Source organism: Azospirillum halopraeferens DSM 3675, from assembly GCF_000429625.1.
Taxonomy (GTDB): Bacteria; Pseudomonadota; Alphaproteobacteria; order Azospirillales; family Azospirillaceae; genus Azospirillum; species Azospirillum halopraeferens.
In genome coordinates, this window is the sequence record NZ_AUCF01000042.1 from 20,744 (window position 1) to 38,276 (window position 17,533).

Genomic DNA, 17,533 nt, shown 5'->3' on the forward strand with positions numbered 1-17,533 from the left:
AAAGCCAGCCGTCCTTCGCTGGCCCGTCGGATGATCCAGGGCCTGGTGGCGTTCGTCGCTCTGGTCGGGCTGCTGGTGATTCTGACCGAACCGCTGAGGGAGGACCGGGAGTCCTTCGCCGAGTGGTTCGCCAGGGAGGAGGTCAAGCCGCTGCTGGCGGAATCCCTGGTTCGTGATGCGACGGGCCGGCTCGTTCTGGCGCCGTCGCCGGACCTGGCCGCGTACATGGCCGGAAACCCCGATTTCTGGTTCTTCGCCACCGATGGCGTGACGACGATCGAAGGCGGGGCCGCCCGATCGATGAACCTGTTCGACGGCGATCAGGTCAACGCGCATGCCCCGGCCTTTCACTTCGGCATCCGGCACAGCCGGATCGCCCTGATGTTCGGCGGTCATCGGGGCGACATCGGGGACGGGGTGCGTGCCTGGCTGGCGGATCGGCTGCAACGGTGGCTCGCCGCTTTGATCGTGGTGACCGCCTGCACCACGCTGGTCATCGCCCGTCTGGTGCATTTTCTGCTGCGGCCGGTGCAGCGCGCGGCGCAGGCGGCCGCCGCTCCGGCACCCGGACAACGGGTGCCGGCGCTTCCGGAGGCCGGTGTGCCGGTCGAGATCCTCCCGCTGGTCACCGCCACGAACGCCGCCTTCGCCCGGCTGGACGAGGAGCACGAGCGCCAGCGGCGCTTCATCGCCAATGCGGCACATGAACTGCGCACGCCGATCGCCATCCTCGGCGTCCGGCTGGATGAACTGCCGGAGGGCCCGGCGAAGCTGGCGTTGCGGCATGACGTGAAGCGGCTGACCATGCTGGCCGATCAGCTCCTCGACGTGGAGCGGCTGCAGCGCGGGGGAATCGACGGGAGCCGGCGGGTCGACGTCGTGGCGCTGGCCCGGGAGGTGGTCGCGGAAATGGGGCCGCTGGCCATCGGCCTCGGCAGCACCCTGTCCTTCGACACCGCCCTGCCGCGGCTGGAGCTGCGTGGAGACGAGCACGCGCTGCGCGGCGTTTTCCTGAATCTGGTGAGCAACGCGCTGACCCACGGCGGAGCGAACATCGCCATCGACATGCGCGTGCGCGCCGACGGTTCGGTCGAGGTGGCGGACACCGGCGTCGGCATCGTCCCGGAAGCGCGGGGCCGTGTGTTCGACGCCTTCCAGCGGTCCGGCGGGGGCGGCGGCGCCGGGCTCGGCCTGTACATCGTGCGGGAGGTGCTGCGCGCCCACGGGGCGTCGATCGACCTGCGCGACGGGCATCCGGGCGCCGTCTTCCTGATCCGCTTTCCGCCGTCCGGGACCTTGAGCGTCGTCGACGCAGGGGCGTGATCCCCGCAGGCGGGGCAGGCCGGTCGCGAACGATCCGGCCTGCCGCGGCCGTTCAAAACCGATAGGAGACGCCGAGGAAGCCGTAGGGCTGCGTTTCGTTCTCGACGACCGGGCTGTCGGCAGCGTCGCCCAGCAATTGAGTGACGCCGACCCGGGCCGTGAGCCGCCAGTGCGGGGTCAGCGCATAGGCGGCGGTGACGCCCAGCGTGCCGCTTTGCAGCCCGCCGTCCGGCCGGTAGGCGGGAAGCCCCGACCGGGCGGCTCCGGCCTCCGTGACACCGAACCACTGCCGCTGTCCGCTCCCGTCGGCCAGGGTGGCGCCGACGTGGCCGGTGAGGGACAGCGCGGGCGTCAGGTGGGCGCTGTACGACGCTTTCATGGTCAGGAAGGTGCCGTCCTGCGCTCCGAACGCACGATCGATGTCCAGCCCCAGGCCGAGCGCACCGAAGTCGGCGCGCACGAACAGCCGGCCGCGCGCCGCGGCATCGATGGCGCCGAGACCCCGCAGCCGGTCGCCGTCGTCCTCGTCGCGGCCGGAGGCGTAGTTGACGCTGACTCCCGTCGAGAACGCCCCCCGGCGCAGCACGACCACGCCGAGACCGTCGCCGGTGTTGAGGAAGACGGTGTCCAGGCCGGTCATTCCCACGCGGTAGCGCAGGTCGATCAGCGGGACCGGGGAAATGGACGCCTCGTCGCTGCCGGGGTATTCCGGGGCGACGACGGCGCCGATACCGATGGTCGCCGACCAACTGCCGGGCACCAACTCCTTCGATGTGTTCTGTGCCCGCGCCGTGCCGGCGATAAGGGCCATGGCGGCGAACCCGGTCAGGGCCAGGGCCGGGGCACGCGTGTGGTGCAACGACATTCGGCTTTCGTCCTCTGCGGTGGCGGGAATGGTTCCCGATGCCGTGCAGTTGACGCTTGCGACATTGCCGCAGGCTGACAAGCGGGCCGTCTATGCCGCTTTTTTCGATCGGGCCGGCGCCTCCGGGGCCCTCACGACAGGCCACCCGGGACGCCCGCCGCGCCGCGCCGGGCGCGGCCGGTGAGGCGCATCAGGGCCTGCTCGGCCCGGTCCATCTCGACGAACACCGCGGGCACCACGAGAAGGCTGAGCGCGGTGGAGGTCAGCAGGCCGCCGATCACCGCCACCGCCATGGGTTGGCGGAAGCCGGCGTCGGCGCCGAGGCCGAGCGCGATCGGCAGCATGCCCGCCGCCATCGCCACGGTGGTCATCACGATGGGGCGGGCGCGCTTGTGGCAGGCGTCGACCAGCGCGTCGTGAAGGGAAATGCCGTGGTCGCGTCGCCCGGCGACGGCGTGTTCCACCAGCAGGATCGAGTTCTTGGTGACGATCCCCATGAGCATGACCAGTCCGATCATCGACGGAACATTGAGTTCGCTCCCCGCCGCCAGCAGCGCCACGAAGGCTCCGCCCAGCGACAGCGGCAGGGCCGACAGGATGGTGAGCGGCTGGAAGACGTTCCGGAACAGCAGGATCAGGACGCACAGAACGCACAGCACGCCGATCGGAATCGCCATGCCGAATCCCGTTGCAAGGTCGCCGGCGATCTCGGCGTCTCCGGCCCGGATGAGCGCCACACCGGACGGCAGCCCCTGCACCGACGGCAGGGCGTTTACGGCCGCAAGCACGGTGCCCGGGGGCAGGTCGCCAAGGTCGGCATCCACCGTCACGTGGCGGCGGCGGTCGTAACGGTCGATCCGGGCCGGGCCGCTGCCAAGCGACAGCGTCGCCACCGCGGAGAGCGGCACCGCGACGCCATCCCGCCCGCTGACCCGCAGGTTGCCCAGGGCCTCCAGGTCGCGGCGTACGGTCTCCGCGACCCGCACCCGGATGTAGACACGGCGCGTGTCGAGGTCGAGGCGGGCGACCTGCGCATCGAAGTCTCCGCTCGTGGCGATGCGCACGGTCTCGGCAATGGCGGCGGTCGTCACCCCCCGTTCGGCGGCGCGCCGCGCGTCCGGTTGGATGAGGATCTCCGGCCGGTCCAGGTTGACGCTCGATGCGATGTTCGACAGGCCGTCCATTGCGCGCAGGTCGCGCGTCAGGGCCCGCGCGCCGGCCGTCAGCGCCGCCGCGTTCTCGCCGGCAAGGATGAGTTCCAGCTTGGCGCCGACCCCGTCGCCGACCGCGAAGCGTGCGCCCGGCACCCGCTGCAACGCCATGCGCGCGGCCGCCTCGATCTCCGCCCGGTGCGGGCGCCCGGCGCGCGGCGCCAGCGTCAGGGTCAGGCTGCCTTTGTGCACCTCTCCCGCCGCTCCTCCGCCTCCGGCCCGCCGGGCGTCGCCGATCGCAGTGAACACGCTGTCGACGCCGGGGAGTTCGCCCAGCACCGCCCGAGCCGCCTCGGACACCTCCAGGCTGTTCCGAAGGGAACTGCCCGGAGGCAGCTCGAAGCCGACCGTGACGAAGCCGCCGTCCGCCGGCGGGATCAGGCCCCGGGGGATCAGCGGCAGCAGCGCCAGCGACGCGACGAAGAAGGCGCCGGCGGCGGCGATGGTGACGCCCCGGTGGGCGAGGCAGCGGCGCACGGTGCCCAGATACCACCTCATGACGGGGCCGTCCTCCGGCTCGTCCCGGGTGTGCGGGACCAGAATATGGGCGGCCATCATCGGCGTCAGCAACCGGGCGACCAGCAGCGAGGCCAGCACGGCGATGGCCGCCGTCCAGGCGAACTGCCGGAACAGCAGGCCCGGCACCCCGCCCATGAATGCGGTGGGCAGGAACACCGCGACGAGGCACATGGTTGTCGCGATCACCGCGAGCGCGATCTCCGTGACGGCATCGGCGGTGGCCTTCAGCATCGGTTTGCCGGCGCGCCGGTGGCGTTCGATGTTCTCGATCTCGACGATGGCGTCGTCGACCAGGATGCCGACGACGACGGCCAGCGCCAGCAGGGTCAGCGTGTTGAGCGAGTACCCGAGCCACGCCATCGCCGCGAAGGCCGGCAGGATGGACAGCGGCAGGGCGGCGGCGGCGATAAGCGTCGCCCGCCAGTCCCTCAGGAACCACCAGACCACGATCACGGCGAGGACGGCCCCCTCGTACAGCATGTGCATGGAACCATCGTACTGCTCCAGCGTGTCGACCACCCGGCTCGAGACGAGGGAGACCCGGAGGGACGGATCGGCGGCCGACAGCCCCTCCAGCGCCCGGTTCACGCCGTCGGCGATGGCCGTTTCATCGAATCCTTTGGCGCGATAGACCCTGAAGCCGACGACGGGAGCACCGTCGTGCAGGGCCGCCCGGGTGCGGTCGGCGATGGCGTCGCTGACGACGGCAATCCGGTCCAGAGACAGGTGCCGGCCGTCGGGAAGCACGATCGGCAGGGCGGCGAGGTCGGCGGCCCGCGGCACGGCGGCCACCGTGCGCACGGACTGTTCGGCATCGCCGAGCTGCCCGCGGCCCCCGGACGCGTCCTGCCGGGTCCGGCGCAGCGCCCGGGACACATCGCCGACGGTGATGTCGAGGGCGGCGAGGCGCACCGGATCGACGTCGACGCGCACCTCGCGCTGCACACCGCCGAGCCTTTCGAAACGGCCGACGCCGGGCACCGCGAGGACCGCCTTGCCCACCGTGTCGTCGACGAACCACGACAGCGCCTCCTCGTCCAGCCGTGCGGACGCGACGGAATACGCCAGGATGGGGCCGCCGCCGACGGTGACCGCGCTGACGGTGGGTTCGCGCAGATCGGTCGGCAGGTCCGGGCGCACGCGGTCGACGGCGTCCTTCGTGTCCATCAGGGCGTCGGACAGCCGCTTCTCAAGGATGAAGTCGACGTCGATCGTCACCTGCCCGTCGGTGATCGCGGTGCGGATGTGTTTCAGCCCGCTCAGCGTCGCCAGGGAATCCTCGACCGGCCGCGCCACCTCCGTTTCCAGTTGGGCGGGGGCCGCGCCGGGCTGGCTCAGGGTTATGCTCACCCGCGGCAGGTCGAGGTCGGGCAGGCGCTGGATCGGCAGCGCGCGGAATCCCCAGAGTCCGGCCAGCGTGAGCAGGATGAACAGCAGGACCACGGGGATCGGGTTGCGGATGGACCAGGTGGCAAGATTCACGGCAGCGGGTCCTTCCGTTCGGCGATCGTGCCAGCGGCGGTCGGCTCCGCGATCCTTACGGTGTCGCCGTCGTCGAGGAATCCGGCACCGCGGACGACCAGGCGGTCTCCCTCGGATACGCCGGCGACGATCTCGACCTCGTCCCCCCGGTGGCGTCCGGTGGTGACCTCCCGCAACGACACGGTCGGTGTCGCCGCCGCCCCGTCGAGCGCCGCCACATAGGTGCGCCCGTCGCGGATCACCACGCTCTGCGCCGGAACCGCCAGGGCCGGCCGCCGGCCGTCCGAGACGCGTCCTTCGGCGTACATCCCCGCACGGGCCGAGCCTCCCGGTTCGATGTCGGCGTAGACGATGCCCAGGCGCGACCGGTCCTCCAGCGCGGGGGCGATCCGGCGCACGGTCGCGGTCGCGCTGCTGCCGTCGGGCAGGGCCAGCACGACGCTCCGGCCGGGGGCGACCCGTGCGAGTTGCGCCGCGGTCAGCTCACCGCGCCATTCCAGCCGGCCGCGGCGGATCAGCCGGAACAGCTCCTGGCCGACCGGCACCACGGCGCCGAGGGTGGCGGTGCGCGCGCTGATCACCCCGTCGTCGGGAGCGACCACCTCGGTGTGATCGAGCTGCAGCCGCTTGGCGGCAAGCTGCGCCGCGGTGATGCGCGCCCGGGTGTCGTAGTCGAGGAGGTCCTTCTCACTGATGTTTCCGCGCCGCTCCAGGGCTCGGGCACGGCGGCGGTCGGCCTCCGCCTGGTCGTGGCCGGCCGTAAGCTGAGCCTCCTCCGCGCGCAGCAGGGCGGCATCGAAACGGGCGAGCACCTGTCCCCGGCTGACGTGGTCTCCCACGTTCACGCCGACGTCGACCAGCCGGTAGCCGCCGATCTGCGCCCCGACGCTGGCCTCCTCCACGGCGGCGATCGCGCCGTACGCGGTGAAGGTCACGGGCCAGACGACGGGACGCGGCGCCGTCGCGGTGACCGTCAACGCCGGAGGGGCCGGTGCCGCCATGGCGCCGGGTGGCGGGGTGTTGCCGGCGGCGGAGGGTGCGGCGCCGATGCCGCCCGCCGAGAGGGCCAGGCCCGTGGCGACGCCGACCAGCAGGCCGGCCAGGAGTGCGGCATAGGGCCGGGGACGGGGGCGGGCGGCGTGCGCCTGAAGGGACACGGGGCGGGGGGTGCGGCAGGCCATGCCAGTCTCTCCGGTTCATACCACGTCGCCGGAGCATGGACCGGATGCGTTGCGGCAGTCTGATACGGCCGGAAAAAGATCGGTTCCATTGGTTTCCGACCGTGAAACCCGACAGATCAAAGCTTTGCATTGATCGATCGGGGTGGACCGACGGCATCATTCTGATGCCGTCGGTGTGACGTCCGGCGGGAGAAGGCGGTCGATCCCGCGCCCTACGGTCGTTCGATCGTTCCCAGGAACTGGCGCAGGAACAGCCGTCGCTTGCTGGCGTCCAGATAGACCAGCAGGCCCGGCCCCATGCGGATGGGACGCAGCGGGCCGGGGGCGGCGGCCTCCACCGCGCGCAGGGTGGTGGGGCCGTGGACGTCGGGATGGATGGCGTAGAGGTGCGACGGGCCGGCGATGATGCGCTGGCCGCGTTCCGACAGGAGGTGGTCGAGGAACAGGCGCGCCGGGCCGGGATTGCCGGCGCGCCGCGGGATGAAGGCGGTGCGCGACATCACCAGCGTGTAGTCCTCCGGCATGACGATGCCGATGCGGTCGTCCCGGTCGGCGCGGGCGCGGGCGTACGCCCCCAGCAGGTTGTAGCCGATCAGCAGGTCGCCCTGCGCCACCGCATCCAGGATGGTGGCGCTGCGGTCGTGGAGGTGGACGTCCACGGCCCCGAACTCCCGCGCCAGGTCCCAGATGGCGGGCGACTGCTTGCTGTCCTGGGTGACGAAGAGATAGCCCACACCGCTGGCCCGGACGTCGTAGGTGGCGACCTTGCCGCGGAACCGCTCCGGCTGGGTGCGCAGAAGCTCCGCCAGGTCCCAGCGGGACTGCGGCACCTCCGATTCGTGCAGCCGCTCGCGGTTGTAGACGATCACCACGGGTTCGGAGGTGAAGCCGAACGCCTCGTTGCGCCAGGTGGCCCAGCGGGGCAGGGCGGCGGCCTCCGGCGACGCGTAGGGCTGGGCGTAGCCGTCGTTCACCAGCTTGATCTGCAGGTCCATGGCGGAGCTGAGCACCAGGTCCGGCCCCGGCCGTCCGGCGGCCTCGTCGGCCAGGAAACGCTCGTACAGCTCGTTGGTGTTGAGGTCCTCGTAGGTCACGGCGATGTCGGGGTGCAGCTCCTGGAAGCTGCGGATGACCGGGTCCATCGCCTCGATGTCGGTGGCGCCGTGGATCTCCAGCGTTCGGGGCCCTGTTGGCGCCGCCGGGGGCGGGTAGACCACGGTCACCGCGGCGGCCGGCGGGGTGGCGGCGACGGTGACGGCGGCGAGCAGCAGGACGAGGGCGCTCAGCGCACGGATCATGGCCGGCCCTCCGCCGGAAGCTCGACGCGCACCAGCAGGCCGCGGCCGCCCGCCCCGTCGCCGCCCGCCCCGTCGTCGAGCGTGACGGCGCCACCGTGGCGCAGCGCGATGTCGCGCACGATGGCCAGCCCCAGGCCGCTGCCCTCGCCGCGGCCGGGGATGCGGTAGAACCGCTCGAACACGCGAGCCCGTTCCGCCGCGGGGATGCCGGGACCGTCGTCCTCCACCTCCAGGCGCACGCCGTGATCCGCCCCGGCGGCGAGGACGCGCAGGTTGATCACGCCGCCGGCGCGGCCGTGGCGCACGGCGTTGTCGATCAGGTTGCGGGTCATCTCGCGCAGCAGCACCTCGTCGCCGTTCACCAGGGCGCCGGGCTCGGCGCGCTCGACCCCCAGGTCGACGCCGCGCCCGGCGGCGGCGGGCACGCAGGCCCGCGCCACGTCGGCGACCAGGGCCGCCAGGTCCAGCGTCCGCCGGGCGTCGTCGCTGCCGCCGCCGCTGGCCCTTGCGTGGGTCAGCAACTGCTCGGCCAGGCGCGAGGTGCGGCGGGTGCTGTCCAGCAGCCGGCCGACGGCGTCGCGCAGCTCCGCCCCGTCGCCGGCGCGCAGGGCCAGCTCGGCCCGTGTCTGCAATCCGGCCAGCGGCGTGCGGAGCTGGTGCGAGGCGTCGGCGATGAAGCGTTCCATGGCCTCCAGGCTGGCCCCCAGGCGCGCCATGAACTGGTTGATGGCGCCCACCAGGTCGCGCACCTCCGCCGGGACGTCGGTGCGCAGGGGGGAGAAATCGTCGGGGGAGCGGGCGCGGATGGCGTCGCGCAGGCGGTTGAGCGGCGCCAGGCCGCGCGTCACCGCCACCCAGGCGATGACGCCGGTGACGGCGATCAGCAGGCCGTAGCGCTCGGCGCTGCGCAGCACCAGTTCCTCCGCCAGCCGGTTGCGCTCGCCGCGGGTCTGCGCCACCGCGATGGTGAAGCGGCCGGCGGCCCCGTCGGACAGCACGGGCTGGTCCAGCACGGCGATGCGGATCGCCTCGCCGCGGTAGCGGCCGTCCAGGAAGGCGGGCTCCGCCGAGTGTCCGCCGCTGCCGCCGGACGGCCCCGGCAGGTCGGGATAGCCGGTGACGAAGCGGTCCCCCGGCCCGGTGATGCGGTAGTAGACGCGATCCTGGGCGGTGGAGCCCAGCATCTCCAGCGCCACGTACGGCAGGTCCACCTCCGGCCCGTCGTCGCCGATGATGATGCGTTCGGCGATGGCCAGCGCCGAGGCGGCGAGCAGGCGGTCGTACGCGCGGTCCGCGGCGCGCTGCGCGCCCACGTGCGCGTCCAGCAGCATGGCGCCGCACAGCGCCAGCAGCGGCGCCAGAAGCCACAGCAGAAGGCGGCGGCGCAGCGACCACGGCCGGCCCCGGCCGTCAACCGACGGTGGCGGCGCGTCGGGGGACGAAGCGGTCATGGCCGCTCCACGTAGTAGCCGAGGCCGCGCACGGTGCGGATGTCCAGCCCGGCGGGGGCGAGGCGCTTGCGCAGGCGGTGCACGTACAGCTCGATCGACGTCAGCCCGGCCTCGTCGTCGAAGCTGTAGAGCTGGTTGGCGATCTGCTCCTTGCTCAGCACCTCGCCGGCGCGGGTCAGCAGCACCTCCAGCACGCACAGCTCGCGCCGCGGCAGCTCCACCGGCGCGCCGTCGACGGTGACGCGGCGGGCCCGGGTGTCCAGCGCCACCCGGCCGTGGACGATGCGACTGCTCGCCCGGCCGCTGCCGCGGCGCAGCAGGGCGCGCACCCGCGCCTCCAGCTCGGGCAGGGCGAAGGGCTTGGCCAGATAGTCGTCGGCGCCCAGATCCAGGCCGGCGATGCGCTGGTCCAGCGCGTCGCGCGCCGTCAGCACCAGCACCGGAACGGCGTTGCCGCGGGCGCGCAGTCCCTTCAGCACGTCCAGCCCGTCGCGCCCGGGCAGCCCGAGGTCGAGCACCACCAGGTCGAACGGCTCGTGGCGGAGCAGGAGGTCCGCCTCCTCCCCGTCCCTCAGATGGTCGACGGCGTGACCGGGGGCGCGCAGGGCGCGCAGCAGCCCGTCCGCCAGATCCGCATCGTCCTCCACCAGCAGGATGCGCATGCCGTCCTCCCCCGAAAGATTTGTTTGTTATACCCATCAATGAAAGGCTGGTGACAGGAACTCCCGCTACCGTTCCGTCCACGCCCCCCGGAGACGGTAGGACGGGCGGGCCAAAAGGTGAACCAGGGAGTCGAATGCCATGAAGCGTTTCCTGTCCTCGGCGGCGGTCGTCGCCATCCTGTTCGGCGCCGGTGCCGCCATGGCGGCGCCCGAAAAGACCGAATGCCTGGCCGGCGCCAAGCCCGGCGGCGGTTTCGACCTGACCTGCCGGCTGGTGTCCAATTCCCTGCTGGCCACGAAGATGATCCCGGCGCCGATGGCGGTCACCTACATGGAAGGCGGCGTCGGTGCAACCGCCTACAACCACGTGATCGGGTCCCGCCCCTCCGACCCCGGCCTGGTCGTCGCCGCCTCCTCCGGCTCGGCGCTGCTGTTGGCCCAGGGCAAGTTCGGCAAGCATGACGAGACGGCGGTGCGCTGGCTGGGCGCGGTCGGCACCGATTACGGCGTCATCGCCGTGGCCGCCGATAGCCCCATCACCTCGCTGGACCAGTTGGTGAAGGCGTACAAGGACCAGCCCAACGCCTTTCCGGTGGGCGGCGGTGGCGCCGTCGGCAGCCAGGACTGGATGAAGGCGGCGGTGGTGGCCAAGGGCGCCGGCGTGCCGCCGCGCCAGATGCGCTACGCCGCGCTGGAAGGCGGCGGGGCGGTGGCCACCGCGCTGCAGGGCGGGCACATCAAGATCGCGTCCGGCGACGCCGGCGAGATGGCACCGCACCACAAGGCCGGCAAGGTGCGCATCCTCGCGGTGATGGCCGACGAGCGCCTGCCCGGCGACCTCGCCGACGTGCCGACCGCGAAGGAGCAGGGCTATGACCTGACCTGGCCGGTGTGGCGCGGCTACTACGTCGGCCCGCAGGTCAGCGACGCCGATTACACGTGGTGGGTCGACACGCTGGCCACCCTGGTCAAGACGCCGGAGTTCCAGAAGGAGCGGGAGGAGCGGGGCCTGTTCCCGCTGGCGATCCTGGGCAAGGACTTCGACGACCGCGTGCGCGCCGACGTCGCCCGCTTCAAGGAACTGGCGAAGGAAGCGGGCCTCTAAGGCGAGCCGTCGCACCGGGCCTCCCGCCCGTTTCCCCGTCCTCTGTCCTCCTCCCCCGGGGCGCGCCGGGGGATGCGGGCGGGGGTCCGGTGCCGTACGTTCCCCGACCCAACCGGGAGACCCCCATGCACACCGCCGACTCTCCCGGGCAGGCGGGCCTGACGGCCCGGTTGCCCGGCGTGGTGCTGTTCGGCTTTGCCGTGGTGTACGGCATCGCCGGGACGCAGATCGAATACGCCTTCTCCTCCGACCCGCTGGGCCCCCGCTCCTTCCCGGTGATTCTGAGCCTGCTGCTGGCGGTGCTCGCCGTCTGGTACGCGCTGCGGCCGGGGAACGCCGAGCCGTGGCCGCGCGGCCGGCTGCTGGCCCGCCTGGTGGGGCTGCTGGTGCTGAGCGCGCTGAGCGCCACGCTGTACGTGCCGCTGGGCTTCCCCCTGGCAACGCTGATGATGTGCGCCGGCACGGCCATCCTGTTCGACGCCACGCCGCGTCAGGCGATCGCCTGCGGCGTCGGCAACGCGGCGCTGTGGTACGGCGTCTTCGTCCACCTGCTGGGGGTGCCGCTGCCGGTGGGCACCCTGTTCGGAGGCTGAGCCATGTCGCTCGATTATCTGTGGACCGGCTTCGGCGTCGCCCTGCAGTGGCACAACCTGATGTACGGGTTGGCCGGCTGCTTCCTCGGCACGCTGGTCGGCGCCCTGCCGGCCGTCGGTCCGATCAACGGCATCGCGCTCCTGCTGCCGCTGCTCTATTCCATGGGCGTGCCGGCCGACAGCACCATGATCCTGCTGGCCGGCGTCTATTACGGGGCGGAGTACGGCGGGCGCATCTCGTCGATTCTGCTGAACGTGCCCGGCGACGCCGGGGCGGTGATGACGGCGCTGGACGGCAACCCCATGGCCCGCCAGGGCCGCGCCGCCGAGGCGCTGGCGATCAGCGGCATCAGCTCGTTCGTGGGTGGCATGATCGCGGTGGTCGGGCTGACCTTCTTCGCGCCGCTGCTCGGGCAGCTCGCCATCGGCTTCGGCCCGGCGGAGTATTTCGTGCTGATGGTGTTCGCCTTCGCCACTCTCAGCTCCATGGTCGGGCATCACCCGGTCAAGACCATGATCGGCTGCGTTATCGGGCTGGCGCTGACCACCATCGGGCTGGACCCCACGTCGGGCGCCTACCGCTTCACCTTCGACGAACCGGAACTGTCGTCCGGCATCGAGTTCATCATCCTGGTGATCGGCCTGTTCTCGATCAGCGAGGTGCTGTTCATGCTGGAGCACCAGTACCACGGGCGCCTGAAGCCGATCGCGGTGGGCCGCGGCTTCCCCAGCCTGGCGACGCTGCGCTCGTGCGTCGGCACGGTGCTGCGCTGCTCCGGCATCGGCTTCGTGGTGGGCGTGCTGCCGGGGACCGGCGCGTCGGTGGCCAGTGCGGTGTCCTACACCACCGAGAAGCGCCTGCTCGACCGCGGCACCTTCGGCAAGGGTGACCCGCGCGGCCTGGCGGCGCCCGAGGCGGCCAACAACGCCGCCGCCGGCGGCGCCTTCGTGCCCATGCTGACGCTGGGCGTGCCGGGCAGCGGCACCACGGCGGTGATGCTGGGGGCGCTGATGCTCTACAACATCATGCCGGGCCCGCAACTCTTCACGGAGCGGCCGGACATCGCGGGCGGCCTCATCGCCTCCATGTACATCGGCAACATCCTGCTGCTGCTGCTGAACCTGCCGATGGTGCACGTCTTCGTGCGGCTGCTGACGGTGCCCAACTGGGTGCTGATCCCCGGCATCCTGGTGCTGTCGTTCCTGGGCGTCTACAGCATGTATGCCAGCGTGCTGTCCATCTACATGATGCTGGGCATCGGCGTGCTGGGCTATGCGGCGCGCAAGCTGGACTTCGACCTGGCGCCGATCGTGCTGGGCTTCGTGCTGGGCCGCGTGGCGGAGACCAACCTGCGCAACGCCCTGGCCATCAGCGGCGGCGAGGTCTCGATCCTGTTCGAGAGCACCATCTCGCTGGTGCTGTGGGGCATGGCGGTGCTGGTGGTGCTGGCCCCCTGGTACCTGCACCGGCGCCGCCGCGCCGCCATGGCCGCGGCCCCCGACGGCACGGCGGCCTGACGCAGGGCCGGGATGCGCCGCCCCCGCGCGACAGGGGCGGCGCATCCCGTTATGGTGCGCACCCTTCCGGTTCCCCGCAGACGCGATCCCGTCCATGGCGACCCTGTCCTCCCTCGCGCTCACGCTGGTCCTCGCCTTCGCCGGCGGGGGCCTGTTCCATTGGCTGGGGCTGCCGGCGGCGTGGCTGGCCGGCGCCATGGTGGCGGTGGCGGCGGGCGGGCTGGCCCGCCTGCCGGTGGGTGTGCCGGACCCGGTGCGCCTGTGCGCCTTCACCCTGCTCGGCCTCACCATGGGGGCGGGGGTGACGCCGGAGACGGTGGACCGCATGGCCGCCTGGCCGGCCAGCCTGCTGCTGCTGGCGGGATCGGTGGTGGCGACGGTGGCGGTGTGTTCCGCCTATCTGGAGGTCGTGCACGGCTGGGACCGGGCGAGCGCGCGCTTCGCCGCCATCCCCGGCGCCCTGTCGGCGGTGCTGGCCACGGCGGCGGCCACCCGCGCCGACCTGCCGCGGGTGGCGCTGGTGCAGAGCCTGCGGCTGTTCGTGCTGGTGGCGGCCATGCCCTGGGTGCTGGAGGGCCTGTCGGGCGGGACGGCGCCGGCCGCCGGTGCGGCGGCCGGGGCGCACGTCACCGGTCCCGCCGACCTGGCCGTGCTGGCCATCGCCTGCGCCGCCGGGGCGTACGCCTTCCATCGCCTGCGCGTGCCGGGCGACGCGCTGCTGGGCGCCATGCTGGTCAGCGCCGTCCTGCACGCCACCGGCCTGGTCGAGGGGCGGCCGCCGGCGGCGGTGCTGGCGGTCGGCTTCGTCACCACCGGTGCCGTGATCGGGGCGCGGTTCCGCGGGGTGGCGCCGGCCCGCCTGCTGGCGGACCTGCGGCCGGGGCTGGAGAGCGTCGCCCTGGCGCTGGCCGTGTCCGCCGCTTTCGCCGCGGCCGGTGCGGCCTGGCTGGACCTGCCCTTCGGCCAGTTCTGGCTGGCGTACGCGCCGGGCGGGGTGGAGGCGATGACGGTGGTGACCTTCGCGCTGGGCTACGACGTGGCCTTCGTCGGCACCCACCACGTGGTGCGCTTCCTCGGCATCGGCCTGACCACGCCGTGGTGGACGCCGCGCCGCCGCGCACCGTCCGGCGGATAGGCGGCGGGACGAACGGTGCGCCGGCCTGTTGAGGCTTCATTCGACACCGCGATGGAGACCTCCATGTGGAAGTGGGTCAAACGGTACGCGATCTTCAAGGGTGTGATGCGCATGCTGCGCCGCCCCCGGTGAAGCCGCCACGAGCGGAACCATGAGGCAGCGGGGCGCCCCTTCGGGCGCCCCGTCTGCGTTCGGGGGTCATACCGGGTTCGATAGGTCTAGACGTCCGAACCCGGTATCGGCCGCGACGGCGGCCGCGGCCCGATAGGGCCGAAGCCTGCGTGGCGTTTGAACGCAGCGGTCAGGATCGTCCTGACCGCGTATCAGACCCGGACGCGGGTGGCCAGCACCTGCCGGGCCGCGCGTTCCGCTTCGATCACCCGGCGGAAGGTGTGGCGGTCGAGGGACTGAAACGCCCGGTCGGCGGCGAAGAAGGTGAACCCCCGCCGTTCGGCGACGACGATGCCGGCGGACCGGCCGGACACTTCGATGGCGTAAGCCTGATTTTGGGTCATGACATGCACTCTCCCGACGCGCCCGGCTCCGGGAGCGGGCGCGGATGGTCTCTGATCACGGGGGAACCGGAGGCGGCCGGACGACGGCCGCGGTGCGGTCGGTCAGCGACGGCGTCGACACTGCGCGCCGGGCATGAGGCGACAGGGCATCATGCGGTCCGCCGGGCGGCGGGCGTGCGCGGGTGCGGGGAGAGGCGGGAACGGCAAGAAGCGAAGGTCGGACATCCGGTCACTCCATCCAGGGTCCACGACCGGCATCGTGGCGCTTTAGCGTTTGGTGACGCGGTGCAAGCTGGCGATCAAATCACCGCGGCCATTCCACATCGGTGGCGGCGGATACTGTGTATCCCGTCGGAGGAAAAAGCGCAAGAGACAATGTGACATGATTGTTATTAACACATCTATCCGGTAGATCCTTGTGTCCGCTGGTCCGGACAAAGGGTCATGGTCGCGGACGGTGCGGCGAGCGATCCGCACGGTGCCTCGGACGCCATCGCCGGCGCCGGGGAGCGCATCGCCGATGCCGCGCGGGTGACGGTGGAGGAGGTCCGGCGGTGCCGCACCGACGCGGAGCGGTCCTGCGACACGCTGATCCGGGCGCGCCGTGGTGGCGGTCGCCGACAGCGGCGACGCCGCCATCGAGCTGCACAATGACGTCAGAACACACCAAGGGCGATGGTGCTTCGGACGACGCTGATGCAGACCTTCCTTCACACCGCCCCCGTGGCCAGGGAGACGATCATACAGCCTGCGAGGCATCGGACACGATCACCCTGCCGAACACCTGCCGCGACAGGACAGGATGTAAGGGAAGTCCATACTTTTACAGATCAGCGTCCCGGCGCCACCGTCCCGTTTCAGGCGCATCAGAAATAATCTTCAGCACTTCAGCGGGGGCAAGCCCGCGCCTTCAGCGGCAGCCTTCAGCGCCTTGTCGGCCGTCGCCAACGGCAGACCAAGACGCAGGGCCAGTTCGAGATAGCTGGCGTCGTAGACGGTGAGGCCATGGCGCTCCGCCAATCGAACCGTGGCCGACCAAGCGTGCCGGTCTGTTTCAGGATCGACCGCCACTCGTTGCGCCATCAGGCGGGAGAGCGCCAAGTCGCGATAGGCCGCGTCGATGCGCTTGCGCCGAATCGCCGTTTGCAGCCCGTTCGCCACCTCCAGCCGCCATAGTGAGGGAGCGTGGGCACCGCGCTCGGCGATGCGGTCGAACAGGGCGTCGATCTCGGCCGTCGCCTCGTCCTCGAATCACCACGCCAGGGCAACCGAGCCGTCGAGGACGACGCTCATCGCCGCCCCTCGTCAATCAGGTCCTTGACGCTGCCGCCGCCCAGCGTGACGCCTTTGCGCAACGCGCGAATGCCGGCGGCGGCCAGCGCCCGTTGGCACTCCCGGTCGGACCCGCTGTCGGCCCGCACCAGCTTTGCCACAGGCCGACCCCGGCGGGTGATCACCACCTCTTCCCCCCGCTCGACCCGGTCGAGCAAGGCGCCAAGTGTGTTCTTCGCCTCTAAGGCGCCAATCTCCCGCATCAAGTCCTCCCACAACAAACCAGCTTACAGGCTGGCCTGTTCAAGGGCGTGAGTGAAGTGCCACGCCGGGCGCCTGCACGGTGATCGCATGATCTGCCGGAAGCCGTATCAATCCGCGCCCAGCTCCGGCCGGCCGGTGAACTGGTCGAGAGCCTGCGGGTTGGCCAGGGCGCCGGTGTTGCGGACGGGGCGGCCGTGGACCGCGTCGCGCACCGCCAGTTCGGTGATCTTGCCCGAGCGGGTGCGCGGGATGTCCGTCACCTGCACGATCTTGGCGGGCACATGGCGGGGCGAGCAGTTCTCCCGGATGCGGCGGCGGATGCGGCCCTCCAGGCCGGAGTCCAGGGTCAGGCCGCCGCGCAGCACGACGAACAGCACGACGCGCACGTCGCCGTCCCAATCCTGGCCGATGCAGACGGATTCCATGACCTCGTCGAATTGCTCCACCTGGCGGTAGATCTCGGCGGTGCCGATGCGCACGCCGCCGGGGTTGAGCACCGTGTCGGAGCGGCCGTGGATCACCCAGCCCCCGTGCGCCGTGCGCTCGATCAGGTCGCCGTGGGTCCACACGCCGGGGAAGCGCTCGAAATAGGCGGCGCGGTACGTCGCGCCGTCCGGGTCGTTCCAGAAACCGACGGGCATGGACGGGAACGGCCGCGTGCACACCAGCTCACCCCGCCCGCCGCCGTCCAGCGGGTGGCCGTCGTCGGAGAAGGCGTCCACCGCCATGCCGAGGCCGCGCGCCTGGATCTCGCCCCGGTGCACCGCCGCGGCGGGCTGGCCCAGCACGAAGCAGCTCACGATGTCCGTGCCGCCGGAGATGGACGCCAGGTGCACGTCCCCCTTGATGGCGCCGTAGACGTAATCGTAGTTCTCCGGCATCAGCGGTGAGCCGGTGGAGGCCAGCGTGCGCAGGGACTCCAGCCGGTGGGTGCGCGCCGGCTCCTGCCCGTTCTTCTGCAGGGTCTGGATGTACTTGGCCGAGGTGCCGAAGAAGGTCATGCCCTCGGCGTCGGCGTAGTCGAACAGGATGTTGGCGTCGGGGGCGAAGGGGGAGCCGTCGTACAGCAGCAGCGTGGCGCCGCTCGCCAGCCCCGTCATCAGCCAGTTCCACATCATCCAGCCGCAGGTGGTGAAGTA

At 71.8% G+C, this 17,533-nt stretch carries 15 protein-coding genes and 1 pseudogene; 6 read left to right on the plus strand and 10 right to left on the minus strand.

The features are described 5' to 3' along the window. The first annotated feature begins 30 nt into the window (after positions 1 to 30). The gene (locus tag G472_RS35280) at positions 31 to 1,323 is read left to right on the plus strand and encodes a sensor histidine kinase (protein ID WP_035693574.1); all 1,293 of its coding nucleotides are present in this window, start codon (positions 31 to 33) and stop codon (positions 1,321 to 1,323) included. A 52-nt stretch (positions 1,324 to 1,375) separates the two neighbouring features. Here the strand turns inward: G472_RS35280 and G472_RS0123905 are convergent, their stop codons facing one another. The 6 genes from G472_RS0123905 to G472_RS0123930 form a co-directional block, all read right to left on the minus strand. Next, complete coding sequence (locus tag G472_RS0123905) at positions 1,376 to 2,188, minus strand: MipA/OmpV family protein (protein ID WP_029010399.1); 813 nt, start codon at positions 2,186 to 2,188, stop codon at positions 1,376 to 1,378. Between the two features lie 131 nt (positions 2,189 to 2,319). After that, positions 2,320 to 5,400 carry an efflux RND transporter permease subunit gene (locus G472_RS0123910; RefSeq protein ID WP_029010400.1) on the minus strand — a complete coding sequence of 1,027 codons (3,081 nt, stop codon included), beginning with the start codon at positions 5,398 to 5,400 and terminating at the stop codon, positions 2,320 to 2,322. After that, positions 5,397 to 6,581 (minus strand): efflux RND transporter periplasmic adaptor subunit, encoded by a 1,185-nt coding sequence (locus G472_RS35285; RefSeq protein WP_084536884.1) that lies wholly within the window; start codon positions 6,579 to 6,581, stop codon positions 5,397 to 5,399. Before G472_RS35285 ends, G472_RS0123910 begins: the two co-directional genes overlap by 4 nt. A 212-nt stretch (positions 6,582 to 6,793) precedes the next feature. Then, entirely contained in the window at positions 6,794 to 7,879 is a 1,086-nt protein-coding gene (locus tag G472_RS35290; RefSeq protein ID WP_035693576.1) for an ABC transporter substrate-binding protein, read from the minus strand. Beyond that, positions 7,876 to 9,330 (minus strand): sensor histidine kinase, encoded by a 1,455-nt coding sequence (locus G472_RS0123925; RefSeq protein WP_029010401.1) that lies wholly within the window; start codon positions 9,328 to 9,330, stop codon positions 7,876 to 7,878. The genes G472_RS35290 and G472_RS0123925 overlap by 4 nt, the downstream gene beginning before the upstream one ends. Further along, positions 9,327 to 9,992 (minus strand): response regulator, encoded by a 666-nt coding sequence (locus G472_RS0123930; RefSeq protein ID WP_029010402.1) that lies wholly within the window; start codon positions 9,990 to 9,992, stop codon positions 9,327 to 9,329. The genes G472_RS0123925 and G472_RS0123930 overlap by 4 nt, the downstream gene beginning before the upstream one ends. 139 nt (positions 9,993 to 10,131) lie before the next feature. On the opposite strand from G472_RS0123930, the gene G472_RS0123935 reads away from it, so the two are divergent. The 4 genes from G472_RS0123935 (at position 10,132) to G472_RS0123950 (ending at position 14,343) form a co-directional block, all read left to right on the plus strand. Next, the gene (locus tag G472_RS0123935; RefSeq protein WP_029010403.1) at positions 10,132 to 11,097 is read left to right on the plus strand and encodes a Bug family tripartite tricarboxylate transporter substrate binding protein; all 966 of its coding nucleotides are present in this window, start codon (positions 10,132 to 10,134) and stop codon (positions 11,095 to 11,097) included. A gap of 125 nt (positions 11,098 to 11,222) precedes the next feature. Continuing rightward, complete coding sequence (locus G472_RS0123940) at positions 11,223 to 11,690, plus strand: tripartite tricarboxylate transporter TctB family protein (RefSeq protein WP_029010404.1); 468 nt, start codon at positions 11,223 to 11,225, stop codon at positions 11,688 to 11,690. 3 nt (positions 11,691 to 11,693) lie between these two features. Beyond that, entirely contained in the window at positions 11,694 to 13,208 is a 1,515-nt protein-coding gene (locus G472_RS0123945) for a tripartite tricarboxylate transporter permease (protein ID WP_029010405.1), read from the plus strand. Between the two features lie 94 nt (positions 13,209 to 13,302). Then, the gene (locus G472_RS0123950; protein ID WP_035693578.1) at positions 13,303 to 14,343 is read left to right on the plus strand and encodes an AbrB family transcriptional regulator; all 1,041 of its coding nucleotides are present in this window, start codon (positions 13,303 to 13,305) and stop codon (positions 14,341 to 14,343) included. Positions 14,344 to 14,666: 323 nt separating this feature from the next. Here G472_RS0123950 and G472_RS0123960 read toward each other — a convergent pair whose 3' ends face one another. Next, entirely contained in the window at positions 14,667 to 14,858 is a 192-nt protein-coding gene (locus G472_RS0123960; protein WP_029010407.1) for a hypothetical protein, read from the minus strand. A gap of 444 nt (positions 14,859 to 15,302) precedes the next feature. On the opposite strand from G472_RS0123960, the gene G472_RS0123965 reads away from it, so the two are divergent. After that, positions 15,303 to 15,512: a hypothetical protein gene (locus G472_RS0123965; protein WP_029010408.1), complete on the plus strand. Its 210-nt coding sequence runs from the start codon at positions 15,303 to 15,305 to the stop codon at positions 15,510 to 15,512. A gap of 225 nt (positions 15,513 to 15,737) precedes the next feature. Here the strand turns inward: G472_RS0123965 and G472_RS35295 are convergent. From G472_RS35295 to G472_RS0123980, 3 genes and pseudogenes are all read right to left on the minus strand, one after another. Beyond that, positions 15,738 to 16,088: pseudogene (locus G472_RS35295) on the minus strand (type II toxin-antitoxin system VapC family toxin); the annotation flags it as partial. A 59-nt stretch (positions 16,089 to 16,147) separates the two neighbouring features. Then, positions 16,148 to 16,393: a type II toxin-antitoxin system Phd/YefM family antitoxin gene (locus tag G472_RS0123975; protein WP_029010409.1), complete on the minus strand. Its 246-nt coding sequence runs from the start codon at positions 16,391 to 16,393 to the stop codon at positions 16,148 to 16,150. Positions 16,394 to 16,501: 108 nt separating this feature from the next. Then, on the minus strand, positions 16,502 to 17,533 hold a 1,032-nt coding region (locus tag G472_RS0123980; protein WP_029010410.1), incomplete at its 5' end, for an acetoacetate--CoA ligase.

Excerpts from the sequence above, each read along its gene's own strand:
- G472_RS35280 (WP_035693574.1), top strand. The coding sequence starts at position 31 with ATGATCCAGGGCCTGGTGGCGTTCGTCGCTCTGGTCGGGCTGCTGGTG.
- G472_RS0123905 (WP_029010399.1), bottom strand. The coding sequence starts at position 2,188 with ATGTCGTTGCACCACACGCGTGCCCCGGCCCTGGCCCTGACCGGGTTC.
- G472_RS35285 (WP_084536884.1), bottom strand. The coding sequence starts at position 6,581 with ATGGCCTGCCGCACCCCCCGCCCCGTGTCCCTTCAGGCGCACGCCGCC.
- G472_RS35290 (WP_035693576.1), bottom strand. The coding sequence starts at position 7,879 with ATGATCCGTGCGCTGAGCGCCCTCGTCCTGCTGCTCGCCGCCGTCACC.
- G472_RS0123925 (WP_029010401.1), bottom strand. The coding sequence starts at position 9,330 with ATGACCGCTTCGTCCCCCGACGCGCCGCCACCGTCGGTTGACGGCCGG.
- G472_RS0123930 (WP_029010402.1), bottom strand. The coding sequence starts at position 9,992 with ATGCGCATCCTGCTGGTGGAGGACGATGCGGATCTGGCGGACGGGCTG.
- G472_RS0123935 (WP_029010403.1), top strand. The coding sequence starts at position 10,132 with ATGAAGCGTTTCCTGTCCTCGGCGGCGGTCGTCGCCATCCTGTTCGGC.
- G472_RS0123940 (WP_029010404.1), top strand. The coding sequence starts at position 11,223 with ATGCACACCGCCGACTCTCCCGGGCAGGCGGGCCTGACGGCCCGGTTG.
- G472_RS0123945 (WP_029010405.1), top strand. The coding sequence starts at position 11,694 with ATGTCGCTCGATTATCTGTGGACCGGCTTCGGCGTCGCCCTGCAGTGG.
- G472_RS0123950 (WP_035693578.1), top strand. The coding sequence starts at position 13,303 with ATGGCGACCCTGTCCTCCCTCGCGCTCACGCTGGTCCTCGCCTTCGCC.
- G472_RS0123960 (WP_029010407.1), bottom strand. The coding sequence starts at position 14,858 with ATGACCCAAAATCAGGCTTACGCCATCGAAGTGTCCGGCCGGTCCGCC.
- G472_RS0123965 (WP_029010408.1), top strand. The coding sequence starts at position 15,303 with ATGGTCGCGGACGGTGCGGCGAGCGATCCGCACGGTGCCTCGGACGCC.
- G472_RS0123975 (WP_029010409.1), bottom strand. The coding sequence starts at position 16,393 with ATGCGGGAGATTGGCGCCTTAGAGGCGAAGAACACACTTGGCGCCTTG.